This is a genomic window from Rhodococcus sp. DMU2021 (assembly GCF_019641445.1).
GTDB lineage: Bacteria > Actinomycetota > Actinomycetes > Mycobacteriales > Mycobacteriaceae > Rhodococcus > Rhodococcus pyridinivorans.
Genome location: NZ_JAIFKB010000001.1, coordinates 374,534 through 393,291, shown reverse-complemented (window position 1 = coordinate 393,291; position 18,758 = coordinate 374,534). Strand labels below are relative to the sequence as shown.

Sequence of the window (18,758 nt, the reverse complement as noted above, 5' to 3'; positions counted from 1 at the left end):
CACGCTCGTCGCGCGAGTGATTTCCTCAGTCTACGGAGCGCGGGAACGGAGCGTCTCCCGCCACCGCCTCGCTTCCGCGTGATCTCCTGGTCACCGGCGGACGGATCGCCCGCCGGTGAGCGAGGTCACCCTCACGAGGAGATGTCGGCGCGATCGGCCGGCGACTTCTCCTCGACGAGGTCGATGGTGGTGCGCAACGCCTGGTTCGGGATCAGCACCACTGCCACCAGGGTAACGACCGCGAACGCCGCCGCCACGAGGAAGAGGGTCGCCGTCGCGTCGCCGTAGGCGGCACGGATGACTTCGGCCACCGGCTCGGGCAGCTGGGAGAAGTCGAGGCTTCCACCCGATCCGCCGCCGGAGGTGTCCACACCGAGCTTCGCGAGACCGTCGGCGGAGATCGTCGCGACACGGGACGCGAGGATCGAACCGAGCACCGACACACCGATCGCGCCACCGAAGGTGCGGAAGAAGGCGACCGAGCTGCTTGCGGCGCCGATGTTGCGCACGCTCACGGTGTTCTGCACGGCGAGGACGAGGTTCTGCATCAGCATGCCGGTGCCCAGACCCACGATCGCGATGTACACGCTGATCAGCGTGAGCGAGGTGAGGTGGTCGACCGTGCCGAGCAGGCCGAAACCGACCATCTGCAGGATCGCGCCGCCGATCAGGAAGCCCTTCCACTTGCCGAAGCGCGTGATGAGCCCACCGGAGAGCATCGACGAGACGAGCGTGCCGGCGACCATCGGGATGGTGAGCAGACCGGCGACCGTCGGGCTGTAGGCCCGCGAGGTCTGGAAGTACTGGCCGAGGAAGGTGGTGGCGCCGAACAGACCGATACCGACGGCCACGGACGCGATGATCGCGAGACCGGTGGTGCGTTCGGTGACGATCTTCAGCGGGATGATCGGATCGGCGACCTTCGTCTCGACGATCAACGTCGCGACGAGCAGGACGATGCCGGCACCGACGTACAGGGCGGACTCGACCGAGATCCACTCGTAGTAGCCGGCCTTGCCGGCGAAGGACACCCAGACGAGCAGGACGCTCACCGCGGCGGTGATGAGCGTGGCGCCGAACCAGTCGATGCTCACGTTCTCCTTGCGGACGGTCGTGACATGCAGCGTGCGCTGCAGCAGGATCAGCGCGACAACGGCGATCGGAACGCAGACGTAGAAGCACCAGCGCCAGCCGAGGAGGTCGACGATGACACCACCGAGCACGGGTCCACCCGACATGGCGACGGCCATGACGGCGCCCATGTAGCCGGAGTACCGGCCACGCTGGCGGGGCGGGATGATGCTGCCGATGATCGCGACGACGAGAGCGGTCAGACCACCCATGCCGATGCCCTGGATCACGCGGGCGGCGAGCAGGACCGGCACGTTGTGCGCGATACCGGCCAGGACCGAGCCGATCACGAAGACCAGGATCCCGAGCTGGACGAGCAGCTTCTTGTTGAACAGGTCGGCGAACTTGCCCCAGATGGGCGTCGACGCGGCGTTCGCCAGCAGCGCCGTCGTGATGACCCAGGCGTACTGGGTCTGCGTGCCGTTCAGATCCGCGATGATCGTCGGCAGGGCGGTCGAGACGATGGTGCTGCTCAGCAGCGCCGTGAAGAGGGCGGCGAGGAGGCCCGACAGCACGACGAGGATCTCGCGGTGCGTCATCTGCTCCTCGGCTGCCGGAGCATCCGGCTGCGCTCCCTGTCCGGAGACTGTGGTCATGAATTGGTCCTTCGAGTATCGATGACGAGCGGAGCCAGGGAGGAGGTGAGACGTTCGAGCGTCGTGATGGCGCCTGCGATCTCGTCCTCGTGCCAGTCCGAGAGTTCTGCGGAGAGCCGTTCGGTCCGGCGCTTCTTCACGATGTCGAGGATCTCGATACCCGCGACCGAACAACTCACCCGATGAGCACGACGATCGTCGGGATCGGGATGTCGATCCACGAGGCCTCGCTCGACGAGTTCGGCGATCTGTCTGCTCAACGACGACTGGCTGACGCACATTTCGACGGCGAGCTCGCTGGGCCGGCACTCCCCCATCCGTGCGAGCACGAACAGCACCGCGACGAGCGCGGAAGGAAGCACATCGGTGTCGTGGTGCACGAGTGCACCGCGCAGCGTGCGACCGAACATGAAGATGGCGTCGGCGAGTTCGTGGGCCTGAGCCTTTTCCGGCACAGCGAACCTCCGTCGGAGTGAACTAATTGATTACGTCATGCAACTATACAGATTAGTTGCGTACTACAAGCAATCTCTTTTCACGTCACACCAACTGTTGGATGCGGCCCTCGTCACACCTCGCCCCGAGCGGGTGCGACGGGAACCCGGTTCAACGGGTGAACAGTCCGATGCACTCCACGTGATGGGTGGAGGGGAACGCCGCGAAGGCCCGGACGTCCGCCAACTCGAATCCGTGGTCCCGGTACAGCCCCACGTCACGACCGAAGGACGCGGGATCGCAGCCCACGTGGACGATCCGGCGCGGTCCCGCTGCGGCCACGGCGACCACCACGTCCTTGCCCGCCCCCGCCCGCGGCGGGTCGAGGACGACCACCTCGGGAGCCGGCAGATCGGGAATCACCCGCTCCACGCGCCCGTGACGGAAGGACACCTGGCCGAGGTCGGCGAGCGCCTCGATCCCGTCGTCCACGGCGGTCTTCGACGACTCGACCGACACCACCCGACCGGACGGACCGACCTGCTCTGCGAGCACGGCCGCGAAGACCCCCACTCCGCCGTACAGATCCCATGCCGTCGCACCCTCCGAGGTCTGCGCCCAGTCGGCCACCGCAGCCGAATAGGTCGACGCGGCACCGCGGTGGGCCTGCCAGAAACCGGTCGGCGCCAACCGCCACTCGCGTTCGCCGACCCGCTCGACCACACGTCCCGAGCCTTCGATCACCTTCTCCGGACGGCGCGCGTTCACCGCCGCCCGCCGCGACGCCGCGCCGCGCCGGCCCTGCCGCCGCGCACCACCCGAGAGGACCGGAGGTGCGATCTCCACCACGTGCCGCCGGCCGTCCGCGTCGAGTACGACCTGCAGCTCCGCTCCCGGCTGCCACACACGATCGGTGAGGCCGACGTAGGCGTGCGGATCGATCTGCGGGCACGCCAGTTCCGGGACGACCTCGTTGCTGCGGTACCGGCGGTATCCCGGGTTCCCCACCACGTCCACCGCGAGCCGGACCCGGGTGCGCCACAGGGTGCCGTTGGACGCACCGCCCGGCACCTCCTCGACGGTCACCTCGCGGTCCACTCCACCGAGCCGGCGCAGCTGCTCGGCCACCACCGCGCCCGTGAAACGGCGTTGCGCCTCGACGGTCATGTGCGCGAGGTCGCAGCAACCCGCCCCTCCCGGACCGGAGATCGGGCAGACCCGATCGACGCGGTCCTCGGACGCCTCGAGCACGTCCTCCACGTCGGCGAAGCAGAACGACCCGCCCCGATCCTCGGTGACCCGAGCGAAGACACGCTCCCCCGGCAGTCCGTGCCGCACGAACACGACGCGCCCCTCGAACCGCGCGACACACGCACCACCGTGGGCGGGATTGCCGAGGATCACCTCGATCCTCCGGCCGGACCAATCCGTACGCGGGTGTGCCTGACGATTCACCGCGGTTCCTCCTCGTTGTCCAACTGTCGATCCTGCCCGTTGGGGGCGGCCCGCCCCACCGCACCGGCGTCCGCGGACGAGCGCAGCTGCCAGGGCACACTCGTCACCATCACCCCCGGCTGGAAGAGGAGCCGGCTCTTGAGCCGCAGGGCGCTCTGGTTGTGGAGCAGTTGCTCCCACCAGTGCCCCACCACGTACTCGGGGATGAAGACGGTCACGACGTCGCGGGGAGAATCGCGCCGCACCCGGCGGACGTAGTCGAGGACGGGCCGCGTGATCTCCCGGTAGGGCGACTCGACGACCTTCAACGGCACGGTGAGATCGCTCTTCTCCCATTCGAGTACGAGACGCCGGGTGCTCTCGTCGTCGACGTTCACGGTGATCGCCTCGAGGGTGTCGGGGCGGGTCGCCCGCGCGTAGGCGAGGGCGCGCATCGTGGGCAGGTGCAAGGTCGAGACGAGCACGATCGAATGGGTGCGGCTGGGCAGCACCCCGTCCCAGTCCGCCCTCTCGAGTTCGGCGGCGACCGTGTCGTAGTGGTGCCGGATCGCCTTCATGAGCCCGAACGCGACGACCATGGTCACCACTGCGATCCACGCCCCGGCGGCGAACTTGCCCGTCAGCACGACCAGCAGCACCACCGACGTGGAGACGCACCCGACGCCGTTGATCAGCCGCGACCGCGCCATGCGGCCCAGCGCCGACGGATCCGTCTCGGTGCTCAGTTCCCGCGTCCAGTGCCGCACCATGCCGGCCTGCCCCAGGCTGAACGCGACGAACACACCCACGATGTACAGCTGGATGAGCCGGGTGACCTCGGCCTCGAAGACCCACACGAAGACGACGGCGATCCCGGCGAGGAAGAGGATGCCGTTGCTGAAGGCGAGCCGGTCGCCGCGGGTGTGGAACTGGCGCGGCAGGTAACGGTTCTGCGCGAGAACCGAACCGAGCACCGGGAATCCGTTGAAGGCCGTGTTGGCGGCGAGCACGAGGATCACGGCGGTGACGATCGTGATCAGGACGAACGCGGCCGGCACCCCCTCGAAGACGGTGTGCGCCAGCTGGGAGAGCAGCGTCTTCTGCTCGTAACCCTCGGGTGCACCGCGCAGCTGGGTGTCGGGATGCTCGGCCACCACCACACCGAGCCGCTCGGCGAGGAAGACCACCCCGAGGAACAGCGTGACGGCGATGCCACCGAGCACCAGCAGGGTCGTCGCGGCGTTGCGTGCCTTCGGCTTCTTGAAGGCCGGCACCCCCGTGCTGATCGCCTCGACACCCGTCAGCGCCGCGCAACCGGACGAGAAGGCGCGCGCGAGTAGGAGGACGAAGGCGAGCGCGGTCAGATCCGTCTGCTCGGCGACGAGTTCGAAGTCCGCCGACTCCGCCCGCAGGTCGTCGCCGAGGACGAAGATCCGGAACATCCCGGCCCCGAGCATCACCAGCATGCAGCCCACGAAGGTGTAGGTGAGCACGGCGAACGCCCGGCCGGCGCGCCGGAGTCCGCGCAGGTTCACCGCGGTGAGCAGCACGATCGCGACGACGACGAAGAGCACCTTGTGCCGGGCGACGAACGGGACGGCCGATCCGACCGTCGCCGCCGCGGACGACAGCGACACCGCGACCGTCAGGACGTAGTCGACGAGCAGCGCACTGCCGACGGTCAGCCCTGCCGTGGGCCCGAGATTCTTCGTGGCGACCTCGTAGTCGCCGCCGCCGGACGGGTAGGCGCGCACGGTCTGGCGGTAGCCGGCGACCACGATCACGAGCACGAAGGCGACAGCGAGTCCGATCCACGGCGAGAAGGCGTAGGCGGACAACCCCGCGACGGAGAGGACGAGGAAGATCTCCTCGGGTGCGTAGGCGACCGACGACAGCGCGTCGGAGGCGAAGACCGGCAGTGCGGTGCGCTTGGGCAGCAACTCGTGCCCGAGAGTGTCGCTGCGGAAGGGGCGACCCAGCACGAGCCGCTTCGCCGCGGTGGAAAGCTTGGACACGCGCAAAGCCTATGCGGTTCCGGCCCCGAAGTACCCCTCGGCCGGGTCACGACCTCTCGAAGATCGTCACGCGGTACCGTTCGGATCGGCGGTCCACAGCGGTCCGTCTCGGAAAGATCGACCGGAACGGAGTCCACTGGGGTGTACGTGGTGGTGATGGGGTGCGGTCGGGTCGGTTCGGCGGTGGCCACCGCACTCGTCCGGCTCGGCCACGAGGTCGCGGTCATCGACCGCGATGAGAGCGCGTTCGGACGACTCGGCCCGGACTTCCCCGGTCGCACCGTGCTCGGCATGGGCTTCGACCGCGACGTCCTGATCTCTGCCGGCATCGAACACGCCGACGCCTTCGCGGCGGTCTCGTCCGGCGACAACTCGAACATCATCTCGACGCGCGTGGCCCGCGAGACCTTCGGCGTCGAACGCGTCGTCGCGAGAATCTACGACGCCAAGCGGGCCGCCGCGTACGAGCGGCTCGGCATCCCCACCGTGGCGACTGTGCCGTGGACCACCGACCGTTTCCTGCATGCGCTCACACACGACAGCGAGACCGCCCGCTGGCGCGATCCCACCGGATCCGTCGCCATCGCCGAGGTGAACGTGCACGAGGGGTGGGTCGGACGACGCGTCACCGACCTCGAGGATGCCACGGGTTCGCGCGTCGCGTTCCTGATCCGGTTCGGCACCGGGTTGCTGCCCGACCGCAGGACGGTGCTGCAGGCCGACGACTCCGTCTATATCGCGGCCGTGTCCGGTTCGGTCTCGGAGGCGATCACACACGCCGAGAACCCGCCGGTCGACGAGAACTGACCCGTCCACCCGAGAGGAAGCCCACATGAAGGTGGCGATCGCCGGCGCCGGAGCGGTGGGGCGCTCGATAGCGCGGGAACTGCTGCGCAACGCCCACGAGGTGATGCTCATCGAGCGCAAACTCGACCACGTAGAACCCGAGTCCGTGCCGGACGCGACGTGGGTACACGCCGATGCCTGCGAACTCAGCTCGCTCGAATCCACCGGACTCGAGCAGTACGACGTCGTGATCGCGGCGACGGGCGACGACAAGGCCAACCTGGTCCTCAGCCTGCTCGCGACCACCGAGTTCGGTGTTCCACGGGTCGTAGCCCGCGTCAACGATCCGCGCAACGAGTGGCTGTTCGACGAATCGTGGGGTGTGGACGTCGCGGTGTCCACACCGCGCATGCTCGCGGCGCTGGTCGAGGAAGCCGTCACCGTGGGCGATCTGGTGCGGCTGATGACGCTGCGCAAGGGCGCGAACCTGGTGGAGGTCACCCTGCGCGACACCACCGCCCTCGCCGGGAAACCGGTCCGGAAACTGGAACTGCCGCGCGATACGGCACTCGTGGCGATCCTGCGCGGCGGGCGGGTGATCGTCCCTCAGCCGGACGATCCGCTCGAGGGCGGGGACGAACTGCTGTTCGTCACGGCGGAGGACGTCGAGGACGATCTCCGGCAGGCGGTGAACCGCTAGTCGCGGAGTCTGTGCCGACTAGTTGCAGAGCCGGTGCCGACTGGTCGCGGAGCCGGTGCCGGCTAGTCGCGGAGCCGGTGCCGACCGGGGAGCCGAGGCTGCCCGTCGTGCGTGCCGTGCTCGTCGCGGGGCTTGTTCGACAGCCCGTCGTCCGTCGCCGGATCGTCGGCCGGCGCGTCACCGACCGTCTCCGAGGGCGCGGGTTCGACGATGCGGTCGGCACGCCGGACCGCCCAGAGGGTCACGAGCAGGGCAAGAGCAGTGAGCGGCCAGCCCATGCCGATCCGGGCCACCGCGAGCCAGCCGGTGCGGTCCTCGTCGTAGAGGTGGTTCTGCACGAGATAGCGACCGAGGAAGACCAGGGTCCACGCGAGGGTCGCGACGTCGTAGGCGCGCACCGCGGTGGTATGCGAACGCCACCGCGATCCCTGGCCGTTGAGCATCCCCCAGATCACGCCCACGAGCGGTCTGCGGACGAGCACGGACAACAGGAATGCGCCCCCGTAGACCAGGCTCGCGTAGATCCCGAAGAGGAAGTATCCCTTCGCGTCGCCGGTGCGATGAGCGATGAAGGCACACAGGGCGACTCCGAAGAAGCCCGAGATCGCGGGCTGGATCGGGGTGCGCTGGATCAGGCGCCACACGAGCACCGCGAGGGCGACGCCCAGCGCGGACCAGATGGCGACGGTGAGGCCCCACAGGCTGTTGACGGGGACGAACACCAGCACCGGCAGCGTCGAATAGACCAACCCGCTGATCCCACCGAGTTGTTCGAGCATCGTCTGCTGGTTGGTGTCGCTCACTCCTACGAGCCTGCCACATCCGGCACAGGGGTACGACCCTGCGTGCACCAGGGGCACCACTCCGCGCGCACAGAGGTCAGGCGGGCTCGCGCAGCTCGTAGTAGGGGTTGTAGATCACCTTGCGTCCGTCGCGTTCGCCGACACGACCGCGGACCATCAACGTACGCCCGGGCTCGATCCCCGGAATGCGCCGACGACCGATCCACACGAGCTGGATCGAGTCGGTCCCGTCGAAGAACTCCGCCTCGACGACGGCGGCAGCGGCACGCGAACACGACTCGACACTGCGAAGACGTCCGTACATGGTCACTTCCTGACCGCGGGCGCATTCGACGACGGGTAGGGCGCCCGTGGAGTGCGAGGATTCGGCCATCTGCTCGGCATCGAGTTCTTCGATGTCCTCGGTGAGCCGCCGTGTGAGCCGACGCAGGTAGCCGGCCGGGGAAGCCATAACACGCTCCTGTACGGAAGGGGCACGGATCTCGCGCCACCGGACTCTTCTTCGCCCGCCACTGTAGACCCATTCTCGCCGGATACAAGTTGCACGGTGCACACGCGCGTGCAGCCGTCGGTCGTCCTGCTGTGCGGGCAGGTGAGCGCGGTCTCCGGGGTTCGATGGTGCAGGATCGTCCGCATGTCCCACAGCGAATCCCCGGTCCCCCCGACCGCCGGCACCGCGGTCGTGCTTCCCGGCACGGGTTCGGACGCATGCTTCGCCGAGAAGGCGTTCGGCGCCGAACTCCGACGGCGGAGCATCATCCCGATCGCCGTCGATCCGGATCCGCGCGGTGTGGTGGCGAGCTATCTCACCGCGCTCGACGAGGCGGCCGAGAACGGGCCGATCCTCGTCGGAGGGGTGTCGATCGGTGCAGCCGTCGCGTTGAGGTGGGCATACGACAATCCGGACCGGGTCGTCGGCGTCCTCGCTGCCCTACCTGCATGGACCGGCGATCCGCGGGAGGCGCCGGCCGCCGCGAGCGCGCGGTGGACGGCCTCCGAACTGCGCGCCCACGGGCTCGATACGGTCACCGCTGCGATGACGGCGTCGAGTCCGCCCTGGCTCGCCCGGGAATTGACGCGTTCGTGGAGCGCCCAGTGGCCCGATCTCCCGTCCGCGCTGGACGAGGCCGCACACTACCGGGCACTCGACGTCGACGAACTGCGTGCCGTGACCGTGCCGGTCGGTATCGCCGCCGCGGTGGACGACGCGGTTCATCCGCTCGCAGTGGGGCGGCAATGGTCGCGGGAGATCCCTCACGCGGAACTCGCGACGGTGACACTCGAACAGGTCGGGGACGACCCCTCCGTGCTCGGGAGGTTGTGCCTCGCCGCGCTCGACAGGATCGTCCCCGTCCCGAACCGATGATCGGTACTGGCCTCAGAAGCCGAGTTGCTGCATCGCCGAACCGGATTCGCCGCGGCGCGGCGGCGTCTGCCGGGCGGGCGGGACCTGCTGCGTCTGCTGGGCGGGCTGTTCCGGCGGGGCGGTCCGCGGAGCGGGCTGCGCCGGAGCTCCGCCCTGTTGCTGCCGCGCGGCGGCCTGCTGTTGCTGCTGCGCGGCGGCCTGCTGTTGCTGCTCCTGCGCCGCGACGAGCTGGCGGGTGAGTGCCTCGGGCAACACGATCGGCAGCGGTGTACGGACCGGATGGGGTTCGGATCCGCGACGGACGACGGTGCCGGAGATCACCGACCGTGCGATCCCGACGAGTTCGGAGTCGGCTCCGGCGTTCCCCGAGGGCGCCGCGACGACGCAGCGGATCATCCAGCGGAAGCCGTCGACACCGATGAACCGGAGATCCGCGTTCGCGGTCCTGCCGTGCAGTTCGCGACCCCACGGCCCCGATTCGATGCTGACCTCGGCCTTGTCGTTGCGCAGCGTCTCCGCGAGCTCGGCGGCGACCTCACGCCACTGTCCCGGCGACTTCGGTGCGGCGTACGCGGAGACCGTGATGCGCCCGAACTGGGTCACGAGATGGACGTTCTGCGGCGTCCCGTTCGGAGCCATCTCGACCTGGATCTGACCACCGGCCGGCAGCGGTACGAGCACGGATCCGAGGTCGAGACGGGAGGCGGTCACCGTCTCCTCGTCGACCTCGTCGATGTCGTACGGGCCGGAATCGGCCGCACTTCCGGTGGCGTACTCGTCGTACTCCTCGTCGGCGGGCTCGTCGTACGCGCCGAGGTCGCCGGCGGAAGCGGCGTCGGTCGCCTCGATGTTCGACCCGCGGTCCTTGCGGCGTCGTCCGAACATGTCAGGAACCCTCCTTCACGAGGCCGGCGTGCCCGCCGCTCGATCCGTATCCGCCGCTGCCCCGCGCCGTGTCGTCGAGCTCGTCCACTTCGTCGAATTCGACGAGTTCGACACGCTGGACGAGCAGCTGCGCGATGCGGTCGCCTCGGCGGAGTTCGACGGCGCGCTCGGTGTCGTGGTTGATCAGACACACCTTGATCTCTCCACGGTAGCCCGCGTCGACCGTCCCGGGAGTGTTCACGATGGACAGACCGAACTTGGCGGCGAGGCCCGAACGCGGGTGGATCAGGCCGACCGTGCCCACGGGCAGCGCGACGGCGATGCCGGTGCCGACGAGCGCCCGCTCCCCCGGGCCGAGGGTCACGTCGACCGACGTGCACAGGTCCACACCGGCGTCACCGGGGTGGGCACGAGTGGGCACGGGGAGCTCCGGATCGAGCCGGCGCAGCGGTATCGGGGGAAGATCGGTCACGTCGTCCGAGACTACTCGCGTGCCGGGTCGCTCCGCCGAGGCGACTATCCTTACGGTGTGTCCCGTTCCTCGCGCACCTCACCGACTACACCTCCGACGGCCGACGCTCCGACCTTCTCGGAGCGGATGTGGGTGCCGTGGTGGTGGTGGCCGATCGGGCTCGGTGTGGCCGCCCTGCTCGCGGCCGAGCTGCACATGGGTGCCCCGGGGATGTACGCGTGGCTTCCCTACGTCCTTCTGCTCCCGGTCCCGATCTGGGTCCTGACCTGGCTCTCACGCAGCCGGGTCGAGGTGGTCGACGGCGAACTCGTCGTCGGTCGCGCACATCTGCCCGTCGACGTGATCTCGCGGGGTGTGGTGGTTCCGGCGTCGGCCAAGAGCGCCGCGATGGGCCGCCAGCTCGATCCGGCGGCGTTCGTCCAGCACCGTCCCTGGGTGCGGACCATGGCGCTCGTCGTGCTCGACGACCCGGAGGATCCGACACCCTACTGGCTGGTGAGCACGCGGCGGCCTGCCGAACTGCTCGCGGCGCTGGGTTGCGACGAGTCGGGCCGCAAGGACGATCCGACCCGCAAGTAGGGCTGTTCGAACGGGCACCGGGTCCCCGGATACGACACGGCCCCGGATGCCGGGAACAGCAGAGGCTGCCGTGGCGCCGGGGCACGCAGGAGGGAGACGCGGGTGACCACGGCGCATCGTCGTCACCCGGCCTCGTTTCGCACCTATGTCCTCACGCTGCCCTATGTCCTCACGCTGCGCAGTCCCGGCAGATCATGACACCGTTCTCCTCGCTCGCGAGTCTGCTCCGGTGATGCACCAGGAAACAGCTCGAGCAGGTGAATTCGTCGGCCTGCTTCGGGACGACACGCACCGACAGCTCTTCGCCGGACAGATCCGCCCCGGGCAGCTCGAAGGACTCGGCGGTGTCCGATTCGTCGACGTCCACCACAGCGGACTGGGCCTCGTTGCGCCGGGCCTTCAGTTCCTCGAGTGAATCCTCCGACACATCGTCGCTGTCGGTCCGCCGGGGTGCGTCGTAGTCAGTCGCCATTTCCTCTTACCTTCTAGTACTCGTACCGGTAGCCGGCCGGGACACGGACGGTGCTCCCGGCCAGGGCAACGCACGGCCGTCCGTTGGAGTTCCCGACGGGTGTGCCATTGCTGTGGCATACCCGAATTGACTCTGTTTTCGCGCCGCACCGCCCATTCTTGGACGGTTCGGCCGCCGAACAATAGCCGACCTCACGCACGAATATGCAATCGATGCGTGGAAACGCCGGGAATTGTCTGGCAATCGTCATCAACAACACAACGACTCGTGACATTTCCTCGGGTCGGCGGTTCCACCGACCACGTCCGCGACCTCTACAGTGAGTGCGACGAACACGGCATGACACGAGAGGCAGGGCCGCGTGGTTTCCCTGATCACCGAAGGAAGCGCAACCGATGACCGCGGCCGCCCGTTCCGTCGGCGCCGGGTGGTCCCGGCCGCCGTGGCGGGTGCCGTCCTCGCCGCAGGCACGATCGTCGTGTGGTCCTCCGTGTTCACCTCGTCCGAGCCCGTCACGACCACCGTGGCGTGCAACGCTCCCCCGACCGAGGCCACCGACCCCGAAGGCCCACAACCGGCTCCGCTCGGCGAGGTCGTGGACCGGTCGACGCTGCTCGAGGTCGAACCCGCTCCCCTGACTGCCACCCGGGTGCGCGTCTACAACGCCAACGGCGAACGCGGCCAGGCCACGCACGTGGCCGCTCAGCTGAGCGATTACGGTTTCTCGAGCCCGCCCGACGTGCAGGCCGGCAACGATCCGGTCTACGTCGACCAGAACATGCAGTGCCAGGGGCAGATCCGCTTCGGCGAGGCCGGGCGCGCTGCTGCGTCCTCGGTGTGGTTGCTCGCCCCGTGCGCCGAGTTGGTGCAGGACACACGCGAGGACGACACCGTCGACCTCGCGCTGGGAACCTACTTCCGGGACATCTCCCCCGGGGCGGATGCCGAAGAGGTCCTGCGGGCACTACGCGAGGTCCCGGCGGGCGAGGAGACGGCTCCGCTCGACCTCGATCTACTCACGGCCGCACGCAATGCCCGGTGCTGAATCTCTTTTCACAGACCGTGCATCCTGTTTTTCGTCACTGTTGCGGTAAAAGGTGACGAACCACAATTCATGATGTGACGAAACGGTCAATTCGGAATTGCGTCGAGCGCTCCGATTTCGGCGAGCAGAGTTTCGAAATCGGCCGCGATCCCCGGCGCGGCCGCGACCGTGAGTTCCCCGTCGTCCCCGGTGCCGCTCGGGACACGCACCACCGCACCGGCTTCCGCAGCGACGAGCGCCCCCGCCGCCCAGTCCCAGGGACCGAGTCCGTGTTCGTAGTGGGCGTCGACCCTGCCGGCCGCGACCATGCACAGGTCCAGGGCGGCCGCTCCGACACGCCGGATGTCGCGCACCCTCGGTAGCAGCGCCGCCACCAGCTCACCCTGACGTGCGCGTCGTGCCGGCGAGTACGAGAAGCCGGTCGCCACGAGCGCCAGTCGCGGATCCGTCACGGGATTGCATCGCAACGGCACCCGCGTGCCGTCGACGTCCAGATGGGCACCGAGACCCTCTGCCGCCGAGAACGTCTCCCCCGAGGCGATGTCGACGACGGCACCGGCCACCGAGCGTCCGTCGACCCGCGCGGCCACCGAGACCGCCGAGGCGGGGAGTCCGTAGACGAAGTTGACGGTGCCGTCGATGGGATCGACCACCCAGACGACTCCGCTCGCGGCAGTCACCGTCCCGCCGTCGGCCCCGGTCTCCTCGCCGAGGAAGGCGTCGCCCGGCCGCAGTTCCGTGAGCCGACGCCGGATGAGTTCCTCACTCTCGGTGTCGGCGGCGGTGACGGGATCGGTCACCGTCGATTTCGTCCCCACACTGGCGGCCTCCCCCGAGCCCGGAGGACCGAACAGCTCGACCCGGCGTACACGGACGTAGGACGCGGCCTCACGGGCGACGGTCACCGCCACATCCCTCAGCGCGGACAACTCGGATTCGGGGATTGTTCTCTGTGCGTGCACGAACCGATCCGAACACAGTGCCGACGGTTTCGCCACCGACCCCGCACCCGGTGACACCGGGCACTATCGTTTCCACGAGCGGAGCAGCCGGCCCCACCCAGCGAGAGGAAGTACGCAATGGCACAGGACGTCCCCACGGACCGAGCGACTCCCGTCAACCACGGATTCGGAGTCGACATCGGGGGAAGTGGCGTCAAGGGTGCCGTGGTGGATCTCGACACGGGCCGCTTGGTCGGCGACCGCATCAAGATCCTCACTCCGCAACCGTCCACTCCCGAGGCCGTGGCGAAGACGGTGGCGCAGATCGTCGAACAAGCCGGCTGGACGGGTCCCGTCGGCGTGACCCTGCCGAGCGTGGTCACCGGAGGTGTCGCCCGCACCGCCGCCAACATCGACAAGTCGTGGATCGGGACCGACGCCGGATCCCTCTTCTCGCGGGTGCTCGGCGGCCGGGACGTCTCGGTGCTCAACGACGCGGACGCCGCGGGAATCGCCGAAGACCGCTTCGGTGCCGCCAAGGACACCGACGGCGTGGTGATCCTCCTGACCTTCGGCACCGGGATCGGTTCGGCCGTGCTGCACAACGGTGTACTGCTGCCCAACACCGAGTTCGGGCACATGGAGGTCGACGGCAAGGAGGCCGAGCACCGCGCCGCCTCGTCGGTCAAGGAGCGCAACGACCTGTCGTACAAGCAGTGGGCCAAGGAGGTCTCGCGCGTCCTCGCCCGCTTCGAGGATCTGCTCTGGCCCGACCTGTTCATCGCGGGCGGCGGCATCAGCCGCAAGCACGAGAAGTGGATCCCGCTCCTGACCAACCGCACCCCGGTGGTCCCCGCCGAACTGCGCAACGCGGCGGGAATCGTAGGGGCTGCTTATGCTGCGAAAACAGGTGTCACTCCCTGAGTCCGGCGCATCGGCCGCCCGAGGGATCGTTACAATGGTCCCCAGCAGGCCGGAACCGGCCCTCATCCCGACAGACCTCTCCGCCGGAATCACTCTGGCGCGACGCCGCACTACCTCGTCACGAAAGGGCGTACGTGGCAGCCACCGACATCCACACCGCTGATTCCGCCAACGAATCGGCACCCGTTGCGGACGCTTCGAGCGTCGCAGGCGCTGCGGACTCCGCGGAGGGCACCGCTCCCGGTGCCAAGCCGCCGGCGAAGAAGACCGCTGCGAAGAAGGCCCCCGCGAAGAAGGCGGCCGCCAGGAAGGCTCCTGCGAAGAAGGCAGCCGCCAAGAAGACCACCGCGAAGAAGGCAGCAAAGAAGGCCACGAAGGCTGCGGGTTCGGGCGACGAGGACTTCGACGCCACCGAGGAAGCGGACCTCGCAGACCTCGAGGTCTCGGAGGGTGATCTCGCCGGCGCCGAGGATGTGGTGGTCGAGGACGACGAGCCCAGCGAGAAGGACAAGGCCTCGGGCGACTTCGTCTGGGACGAGGAGGAGTCCGAGGCGCTGCGTCAGGCACGCAAGGACGCCGAGCTCACCGCCTCGGCCGACTCCGTGCGCGCCTACCTCAAGCAGATCGGCAAGGTCGCCCTCCTCAACGCCGAGGAGGAAGTCGAGCTCGCCAAGCGCATCGAGGCCGGTCTGTACGCGACCCACATGCTGCAGCAGCTGGCGGCGAAGGGCGAGAAGCTCCCCGTCGCGCAGCGCCGCGATCTGAACTGGATCTGCCGCGACGGCAACCGGGCCAAGAACCACCTGCTCGAGGCGAACCTCCGTCTCGTCGTCTCGCTCGCCAAGCGCTACACCGGCCGCGGCATGGCGTTCCTGGACCTGATCCAGGAAGGCAACCTCGGTCTGATCCGCGCGGTCGAGAAGTTCGACTACACCAAGGGTTACAAGTTCTCCACCTACGCGACCTGGTGGATCCGTCAGGCCATCACCCGTGCCATGGCCGACCAGGCCCGCACCATCCGTATCCCGGTGCACATGGTCGAGGTCATCAACAAGCTCGGTCGTATCCAGCGCGAGTTGCTCCAGGATCTGGGCCGCGAGCCCACGCCCGAGGAGCTCGCCAAGGAAATGGACATCACGCCGGAGAAGGTGCTGGAGATCCAGCAGTACGCGCGTGAGCCCATCTCCCTCGACCAGACGATCGGCGACGAGGGCGACAGCCAGCTCGGCGACTTCATCGAGGACTCCGAGGCCGTCGTGGCCGTCGACGCCGTCTCCTTCACCCTGCTGCAGGATCAGCTGCAGTCGGTGCTCGAGACCCTGTCCGAGCGTGAAGCGGGCGTCGTGCGTCTGCGCTTCGGCCTCACCGACGGCCAGCCGCGTACCCTCGACGAGATCGGTCAGGTCTACGGCGTGACGCGCGAGCGCATCCGTCAGATCGAGTCGAAGACCATGTCGAAGCTGCGCCACCCGTCGCGGTCGCAGGTGCTGCGCGACTACCTCGACTGACATCCGTCACGAAGAACGAGGGCCATCCGATCGGGCGGCCCTCGTTCTTCGTTCCGGACCCCGAGGTCAGCAGAAGAAGGCCGCTGGAGAAGGGGCCGCTAGAGAAGCTCCGGTTCGTCTCCGGGAAGGCGCTGTCGCTCGTCACCTCCGGGGAGTCGTGTGGATGCGAACCGCATCACCGGTTCGACGACCCGCGCGGCCACCGGACCGAGCACGGCGGTGATCATCACGTATGCCGAAGCGATCGCCGCGAGGCGACTGTCGACGTGTCCGGAGGCGACGGCCAGCCCGGCGATCACGATAGAAAACTCTCCCCGGGCGATGAGTGCCGCGCCGGCGCGCGCCCGGCCCATCACGGCGATACCGTGACGGGCCGCCGCGATCCATCCGGTGACGAGCTTCGTCAGCGCGGTCAGCACGGCCAGCAGGATCGCCCAGCCGAGCACCGGCGGTATCGCCGTCGGATCGGTGTTCAGCCCGAAGAAGACGAAGAAGATGGCGGCGAACAGGTCGCGGAGCGGTTCGAGGACCCGGACCGCGTTGTGTGCCGTCGAACCGGAGATGGCGATGCCCAGCAGGAAGGCGCCCACGGCCGCGGACACCTGCAGGGCCGACGCGATCCCCGCCACCAGCAGCGCTGCGCCGAGCAGCTTGAGCAACAGCGTTTCCCGATCGGGGCTGTCGAGCACGACCGAGACGTAGCGCCCGTATCGCACCACCAGCACCAACACCACGGTGACGAGACCGAGTGAGATCGCGACGGCTTCGAGGCCGCCGAGCAGACTCACGCCCGCCAGGATCGCAGTGAGGATCGGGAGGTAGACGGCCATCGCGAGATCCTCGAAGACGAGGATCGACAGGACGACCGGTGTCTCGCGGTTGCCGAGGCGCCCCAGATCGGCGAGGACCTTCGCCACGATCCCGGACGACGAGATGTAGGTGACACCCGCAAGCACGAAGGAGCCGATGGGTCCGAGACCCAGGATCAGCGCGATGGCGGCTCCCGGCACCGCGTTCAGGGCGAGGTCGAGCAGGCCTGCCATCCGGGAGCGTCGCAGGCCGCTGATCAACTCGTTCGCGGTGTACTCGAGACCGAGCAGCAACAGCAGCAGGACCACGCCGATCTCGCTGGCGATGTGACTGAACGCCCCGATATCGCCGAGCTGGATGAAGCCACCATTGCCGAAGCACAGGCCGCCGATCAGATAGAACGGGATCGGCGACATGCCGATCCGCGCCGCGAGCCGTCCGAGGACGCCGAGTCCGAAGAACACCGCACCCAGTTCGATGAGTGCGAGTGTCGTCGTGTCCATTCTGCGGGATCAGCCGTTGCGCAGGATCCTGGCGGCCGCGTCGAGACCGTCGGCCGTTCCGACCGTCACCAGGATGTCCCCACCCGTGAGAACGAAGTCGGGTGTCGGGGACGGCATGACCTGACCGGCACGCATCACGGCCACGACGGACACACCGGTGCGGGTGCGCAACGCGGTGTCGCCCAGTACCGCTCCGTCGAACCGTGAATCCTCGTGGATGTGGAGCTGGCGGGTGAGGATTCCGGGCAGGTCGCGGTGGTCGTCACGCAACTGGGCGACGAGCTGTGGGGCACCGAGCAGATTGCTGAGCGTCGCCGCCTCCTCGACGGTGAGAGGCAGGGAGGCCGCACACGCGTCGGGGTCGCCCGCCTTCGAGATGATGAGGTCGCTGTGACCGTCCCGATGGGTGATCACCCCGATGCGGCGCCCGGAGGCCAGTTCGAAGTCCTTGCGTACACCGATCCCGGGAAGCGGCGTCACGTCGACGATCATGGTCGAAAGACTAGTCCTCCGGACCGACGGCATCCGCTCGCTCCCGGTCGAGGGGCGGGAACCGACCGTCCGGTCCCGGCAGGTAGGGCGTCACCTCCACAACGACGTCGACGGGCAGGGGCCCGTAGAGGTGCGGAAAGCGCATCGACTCCGGGTCCTCCGGTACGCCGGGTTCGAAACGGAGCGGGTCGACGAGGCGCGTCGGGTCGACGCGCAGCAGGAGGAGGTCCGTGCGGCCTGCGTACAACCGGTCGGCGGGCAGGTGCACCTGGTGCGGGGTCGACAGGTGGACGAAACCCTGGGTCCCGAGGGAGTCCGGCACGACCGCCCCGAGGGGTCGGAAGTGGTCCCAGTCGTCGCGGGAGATGATGTGCAGCAGGGTCTCGGTCATGGCGTCATTGTGCGTCGGACAGCCCGTCCGGGGCGTTTCCGGCCCCCTCGGGCTCTGCGCTGTGAGCGAACACACCGTGCGGAAAACGGCCATGTCGAAGCATTTTCGCTGTTCGATGCGTGAAACACGCCACCATTGGGCATCCAGGGGAACAACACGTGAATACGAATCGTCTGTCAGAGTAGATCCACCGCGCCGGCCGGTGCGGCGGACCAGACCCCGGCACCCGATATGAGCGGTGGCCAGTTTGGAGGAGTCATGCCCGGTACGTTGACCAGCCCGAAATTGACCGCTGCAGATCGCTGCGATCGGTGCAATGCCGCCGCTCGTGTCCGCGCCGTCCTTCCTACCGGCGGAGAACTGTTGTTCTGCGGGCACCACGCGAACGAGCACACCGACCGCCTCCGTGAACTCGGAGCGACGATCGTGAGCGAGTCCGACGCCACCGTGTGATCCGCCGTCCGGAACCA

General features: G+C 68.4%; 21 protein-coding genes. 8 read left to right on the top strand and 13 right to left on the bottom strand.

The genetic code is table 11. The features are described from left to right. Nucleotides 1-131 precede the first annotated feature (131 nt). From K3M35_RS01845 to K3M35_RS01830, 4 genes are all read right to left on the bottom strand, one after another. Nucleotides 132-1,727: an MDR family MFS transporter gene (locus K3M35_RS01845; protein ID WP_006551358.1), complete on the bottom strand. Its 1,596-nt coding sequence runs from the start codon at nt 1,725-1,727 to the stop codon at nt 132-134. Next, on the bottom strand, nt 1,724-2,182 hold the full coding sequence (locus K3M35_RS01840; protein WP_006551357.1) for a MarR family winged helix-turn-helix transcriptional regulator: 459 nt from the start codon (nt 2,180-2,182) through the stop codon (nt 1,724-1,726). The genes K3M35_RS01845 and K3M35_RS01840 overlap by 4 nt, the downstream gene beginning before the upstream one ends. 151 nt (nt 2,183-2,333) lie before the next feature. Beyond that, nucleotides 2,334-3,617, bottom strand: coding sequence for a class I SAM-dependent RNA methyltransferase (locus K3M35_RS01835; RefSeq protein WP_217579860.1), 1,284 nt, complete (start codon nt 3,615-3,617; stop codon nt 2,334-2,336). Next, nucleotides 3,614-5,611, bottom strand: coding sequence for an APC family permease (locus K3M35_RS01830; RefSeq protein WP_006551355.1), 1,998 nt, complete (start codon nt 5,609-5,611; stop codon nt 3,614-3,616). Before K3M35_RS01830 ends, K3M35_RS01835 begins: the two co-directional genes overlap by 4 nt. A gap of 141 nt (nt 5,612-5,752) precedes the next feature. On the opposite strand from K3M35_RS01830, the gene K3M35_RS01825 reads away from it, so the two are divergent. Further along, the gene (locus K3M35_RS01825; RefSeq protein WP_006551354.1) at nt 5,753-6,418 is read left to right on the top strand and encodes a TrkA family potassium uptake protein; all 666 of its coding nucleotides are present in this window, start codon (nt 5,753-5,755) and stop codon (nt 6,416-6,418) included. Nucleotides 6,419-6,443: 25 nt separating this feature from the next. Next, the gene (locus tag K3M35_RS01820; protein WP_016694461.1) at nt 6,444-7,097 is read left to right on the top strand and encodes a TrkA family potassium uptake protein; all 654 of its coding nucleotides are present in this window, start codon (nt 6,444-6,446) and stop codon (nt 7,095-7,097) included. 62 nt (nt 7,098-7,159) lie between these two features. Here the strand turns inward: K3M35_RS01820 and K3M35_RS01815 are convergent, their stop codons facing one another. Continuing rightward, nucleotides 7,160-7,900, bottom strand: a complete 741-nt coding sequence (locus tag K3M35_RS01815; protein WP_006551352.1) for a DUF3159 domain-containing protein — start codon at nt 7,898-7,900, stop codon at nt 7,160-7,162. 76 nt (nt 7,901-7,976) lie between these two features. After that, nucleotides 7,977-8,351 (bottom strand): OB-fold nucleic acid binding domain-containing protein, encoded by a 375-nt coding sequence (locus tag K3M35_RS01810; protein WP_006551351.1) that lies wholly within the window; start codon nt 8,349-8,351, stop codon nt 7,977-7,979. A gap of 183 nt (nt 8,352-8,534) precedes the next feature. Between K3M35_RS01810 and K3M35_RS01805 the strand changes: the two genes are divergently transcribed. Continuing rightward, nucleotides 8,535-9,266: an alpha/beta fold hydrolase gene (locus tag K3M35_RS01805; RefSeq protein ID WP_063714178.1), complete on the top strand. Its 732-nt coding sequence runs from the start codon at nt 8,535-8,537 to the stop codon at nt 9,264-9,266. Nucleotides 9,267-9,278: 12 nt separating this feature from the next. Here the strand turns inward: K3M35_RS01805 and K3M35_RS01800 are convergent, their stop codons facing one another. Both K3M35_RS01800 and dut read right to left on the bottom strand, forming a co-directional pair. After that, complete coding sequence (locus K3M35_RS01800; protein WP_217579861.1) at nt 9,279-10,151, bottom strand: DUF3710 domain-containing protein; 873 nt, start codon at nt 10,149-10,151, stop codon at nt 9,279-9,281. Between the two features lies 1 nt (nt 10,152). Beyond that, nucleotides 10,153-10,623, bottom strand: a complete 471-nt coding sequence (dut, locus tag K3M35_RS01795; RefSeq protein WP_217579862.1) for a dUTP diphosphatase — start codon at nt 10,621-10,623, stop codon at nt 10,153-10,155. A 126-nt stretch (nt 10,624-10,749) separates the two neighbouring features. Between dut and K3M35_RS01790 the strand changes: the two genes are divergently transcribed. Further along, a complete protein-coding gene (locus K3M35_RS01790) occupies nt 10,750-11,202 on the top strand; it encodes a DUF3093 domain-containing protein (protein WP_006551347.1) in 453 nt (150 codons plus the stop codon). 169 nt (nt 11,203-11,371) lie between these two features. Here the strand turns inward: K3M35_RS01790 and K3M35_RS01785 are convergent, their stop codons facing one another. Further along, complete coding sequence (locus K3M35_RS01785; protein WP_006551346.1) at nt 11,372-11,674, bottom strand: DUF4193 domain-containing protein; 303 nt, start codon at nt 11,672-11,674, stop codon at nt 11,372-11,374. Between the two features lie 361 nt (nt 11,675-12,035). Here K3M35_RS01785 and cei point away from each other — a divergent pair, with 361 nt between their 5' ends. Further along, entirely contained in the window at nt 12,036-12,719 is a 684-nt protein-coding gene (gene cei, locus K3M35_RS01780) for an envelope integrity protein Cei (protein WP_006551345.1), read from the top strand. Nucleotides 12,720-12,805: 86 nt separating this feature from the next. On the opposite strand, the gene K3M35_RS01775 is transcribed toward cei, so the two are convergent. Next, a complete protein-coding gene (locus K3M35_RS01775) occupies nt 12,806-13,699 on the bottom strand; it encodes an inositol monophosphatase family protein (protein WP_217580210.1) in 894 nt (297 codons plus the stop codon). Nucleotides 13,700-13,798: 99 nt separating this feature from the next. Between K3M35_RS01775 and ppgK the strand changes: the two genes are divergently transcribed. Together ppgK and K3M35_RS01765 are read left to right on the top strand one after the other, a co-directional pair. Then, a complete protein-coding gene (gene ppgK, locus K3M35_RS01770; RefSeq protein ID WP_024100721.1) occupies nt 13,799-14,584 on the top strand; it encodes a polyphosphate--glucose phosphotransferase in 786 nt (261 codons plus the stop codon). A gap of 134 nt (nt 14,585-14,718) precedes the next feature. After that, nucleotides 14,719-16,092 carry an RNA polymerase sigma factor gene (locus K3M35_RS01765; RefSeq protein WP_019289209.1) on the top strand — a complete coding sequence of 458 codons (1,374 nt, stop codon included), beginning with the start codon at nt 14,719-14,721 and terminating at the stop codon, nt 16,090-16,092. 98 nt (nt 16,093-16,190) lie between these two features. Here K3M35_RS01765 and K3M35_RS01760 read toward each other — a convergent pair whose 3' ends face one another. The 3 genes from K3M35_RS01760 to K3M35_RS01750 are packed head-to-tail and all read right to left on the bottom strand — an operon-like array spanning nt 16,191 to nt 18,288. Next, nucleotides 16,191-17,405, bottom strand: coding sequence for a cation:proton antiporter (locus tag K3M35_RS01760; RefSeq protein ID WP_217579863.1), 1,215 nt, complete (start codon nt 17,403-17,405; stop codon nt 16,191-16,193). A 9-nt stretch (nt 17,406-17,414) separates the two neighbouring features. Continuing rightward, on the bottom strand, nt 17,415-17,897 hold the full coding sequence (locus K3M35_RS01755) for a cation:proton antiporter regulatory subunit (protein ID WP_064060802.1): 483 nt from the start codon (nt 17,895-17,897) through the stop codon (nt 17,415-17,417). Between the two features lie 10 nt (nt 17,898-17,907). Beyond that, nucleotides 17,908-18,288 (bottom strand): DUF952 domain-containing protein, encoded by a 381-nt coding sequence (locus K3M35_RS01750; protein WP_006551339.1) that lies wholly within the window; start codon nt 18,286-18,288, stop codon nt 17,908-17,910. Nucleotides 18,289-18,546: 258 nt separating this feature from the next. On the opposite strand from K3M35_RS01750, the gene K3M35_RS01745 reads away from it, so the two are divergent. Next, the gene (locus tag K3M35_RS01745; protein WP_006551338.1) at nt 18,547-18,741 is read left to right on the top strand and encodes a hypothetical protein; all 195 of its coding nucleotides are present in this window, start codon (nt 18,547-18,549) and stop codon (nt 18,739-18,741) included. Nucleotides 18,742-18,758 lie beyond the last annotated feature (17 nt).